This is a genomic window from Streptomyces rugosispiralis (assembly GCF_024505145.1).
In the GTDB taxonomy this organism is placed as follows: Bacteria; Actinomycetota; Actinomycetes; order Streptomycetales; family Streptomycetaceae; genus Streptomyces; species Streptomyces rugosispiralis.
In genome coordinates, this window is sequence record NZ_JANIAA010000126.1 from 1 (window position 1) to 3,339 (window position 3,339).

The following is a 3,339-nucleotide window of genomic DNA, read 5'->3' on the forward strand; positions in this document are numbered from 1 at the left end:
CGCCTCGGAGAGTCGTTCCAGCAGCACCAGCCCGACACCCTCGCTGAAGGTGGTGCCGTCGGCGCCCTCGCTGAAGGACTTGCTGCGGCCGTCCGGCGCGAGGCCGCGCTGGTGGGAGAAGCTCACGAACCCATCCGGAGTCGACATCACCGTCACGCCCCCGGCCAGGGCCATCGAGCACTCGCCCTCGCGCACTGCCTTGGCCGCCCAGTGGATGGCCACCAGGGAGGACGAGCACGCCGTGTCCACCGTCACCGCCGGACCGGTCAGGCCCAGCGCGTAGGCCACCCGCCCGGACACCACGCTCCCCGACTTCCCCGTGCTCAGATAGGTCTCGGACCCCTCGGGCAGCTCACCGGCGTTTGTGGCGTAGTCGTGGTAGATGAGCCCGGCGAACACACCGGTGTCGCTCCCCTGCATCGAGCGCGGGGCGATACCGGCCTGCTCGAAGGTCTCCCACGCGGTCTCCAGCAGCAGCCGCTGCTGCGGGTCCATCGCCACGGCCTCACGCGGGGAGATGGCGAAGAAGTCCGCGTCGAACTGGGTGGCACCCTCCAGGAACCCGCCCTCGCGCACATAGGTCGTGCCCACCCGGTCCGGATCCGGGTCGAACAGCGTGTCCAGGTCCCAACCGCGGTCGGCGGGGAACGCCCCGATGCCGTCCTCCCCGTCGGCCACCAGCCGCCACAGCCCGTCCGGGTCGGTCACCCGTCCGGGGAGCCGGCACGCCATGCCGACGATGACCACGGGGTCGTCCGCGTCGGCCCCCGGCCCGGTCACGGCGGCCGGAGCCACCTGCGTCGAGCCGAAGAGCTCATCCCGCAGATACCCGGCGATGATCGTGGCGGTCGGGTAGTCGAACACCACCGTCGCCGGGAGCCGCAGCCCCGTGGCCGCGTTGAGGCGATTGCGCAGTTCCACCGCCGTCAGCGAGTCGAACCCGATCTCCCGGAAGGGCTGCTCCGGCCCGATGCTGTCGATCGTCGTATGCCCGAGCACGGCGGCGGCCTCGCTGCGGACGAGTTCGGTGAGGTGGCGCAGCCGTGCGCCATGGTCGAGACCGGTGAGCCGCCGCATGAGCGACGACGTGTCGGCGGGCGCCGGAGTGTGGGCCGTACGGCGCGCGGGGCGCCGTACGAGATGACGGAGCAGCGGGGGAACGGACTGCGCCCTGCCGTCGGCCCGCAGCGCGCCCGTGCTGATCCTGATCGGGACGAGGTGGGGATGGGCGGTGGTCAGGGCCCTGTCGAGGAGGGCGAGACCCTCGTCGTCGGTGAGGGGTGCGACACCACCGCGGTGGGTGCGCCGGCGGTCCTCGGTGTTCATGGTGGCGGTGAGGGCGCTGGTGGTTTCCCATAGCCCCCAGGCGAGTGAGGTGGCGGGGAGCCCGGCGGCGTGGCGTTGCTGGATGAGGGCGTCGACGTAGGTGTTGGCGGCGGCGTAGTTGGCCTGGCCGGGGGTGCCGAGGGTGCCGGTGGCGGAGGAGTACACAACGAAGGCGGTCAGGTCGAGGCCGCGGGTGAGGTCGTGGAGATGGGTGACCGCGTCGACCTTGGGGCGGAAGACCGTGTCGAGGCGGTCGGGGGTGAGTGCGGTGAGGATGCCGTCGTCGAGAGTGCCCGCGGTGTGGATGACGGCGGTGAGGGGGTGGTCGGCCGGGATCTCGGCCAGCAGGGCGGTGAGTTGGCCGCGGTCGGCGGTGTCGCAGGCGGTGATGCGGACGTGTGCGCCGAGTTCGGTGAGTTCGGTGGTGAGTTCGGCCGCACCGGGGGCGTCGAGCCCCTGGCGGCTGGTGAGCAACAGGTGCCGGGCGCCGTGCCGGCTGATGAGGTGGCGGGCGGTGAGGGCGCCGAGGGTGCCGGTGCCGCCGGTGATGAGGACGGTGCCCTCGGGGCCGAGGGGGAGTGGCTGGGCCGGCGCGGTGGTGGGCGCGGCGGTGAGCCGGGGCGCCCAGAGGGTGTCGTCGCGGAGGGCCAGTTGGGGCTGGTCGCTGCCGAGTGCGGTGGGCAGCGCCCGGTCCGAGTGGCCGTCGGTGTCGATGAGGTGGAACCGGCCGGGGTGCTCGGACTGTGCCGAGCGGACCAGACCCCAGATCGCCGCCGCCGCGGGATCGGTGACCTCGGCCGAGTCGTGGACGGCCATCGCGCCGCGCGTGAGTATCACCAGCCGGGTGTCCGACAGCTCGGGCAGCGTCACCCACTGCCGCAAGAGGTCCAGCACCCGGGTGGCCACCTCGCGCGCGTGGGTGGTGGGATCGGTGTCGGGCGACTGCCACACGGTGGTGTCGGCGACGATCAGGGTGGGCCGGTCCTCGGCCTCGGCGATCTCCGTGCCATCGGCGAAGGCCGGGGGTTCCGCGGTGGCGAGGGCGGGGGAGATGTTCCCGACAGTGCCCCAGAGGACCCCGTCCGTGCCGGTGGTGGTGTTGTCTTCGGTCCAGGTGACCGTCCACAGGGCGTCGTTGAGCGGTGTGGAGGTGAGCGCTTCGAGCTGCCCTGCGTCAACCTCCCGCAGTACCAGCGAGCCGATCGACGCGACCAGCCCTCCGGCCGCGTCGACCAGGGCCACCGAGAGCCCGCTGTCCTCGGCGTAACGGGCGTGTACGCGCACCGACGTGGCACCGGTGGCGTGCAGGCGTATGTCGTTCCACGCGAACGGCAGCAGCATGCGGCTGCCGGGTTCGCCGGGCAGGCAGTAGTTGCTCGCGTGCAACGCCGCGTCGAGCAGTGCCGGGTGGATGCCGAACCGGCCGGCGGCCTCCGACTGGTCCTCCGGCAGCGCGGCCTCCGCGAACACCTCGTCGTCGCGCGTCCAGACCGCCTTCAGGCCCTGGAAGGTCGGCCCGTAGTCGTAGCCCCCCTCGGCCATTTGCTCGTACAGGCCCTCGACGGCCACCGGCTCGGCGTCGGCGGGCGGCCATTCGGCCAGGGCGGATGGCGGGGGAGCGGTGGTGGTGTCCTGGGCCAGCGTGCCGGTGGCGTGTTCCGTCCACTGGGCGCTTTCCTCGGCGCGCGAGTAGATGCGTACGTCCCGGCGGTCCGACTCGTCGGGGCCGCCCACGACCACCCGGATGTCCAGGAAGCCACTGTCCGGCAGGGCCAGTGGCTGCTCGATGACCAGTTCTTCCAGGGTGGGGGTGTCGGTCTCGTCCCCGGCCCGGATGGCGAGTTCGGCCATCGCCGCGCCGGGGAGGAGCACGGCGCCGGACACGGTGTGGTCGGCCAGCCAGGGGTGAGTGGCCAGGGAGAGTCGTCCGGTGAGGACGGTGCCCCCGGTGTCGGGGAGGTGGACGGCGGCGGTGAGCAGCGGGTGCACGGGGTCGTGGAGACCGGCCGAGGC

The 3,339-nt window shown here is 72.7% G+C and carries 1 protein-coding gene; it reads right to left on the bottom strand.

What is annotated here, in order from left to right; all coding sequences use genetic code 11:
• Window positions 1–3,339, bottom strand: a 3,339-nt coding sequence (locus NP777_RS46610) for a type I polyketide synthase (RefSeq protein ID WP_305890849.1), incomplete at both ends; no start/stop codon positions are given.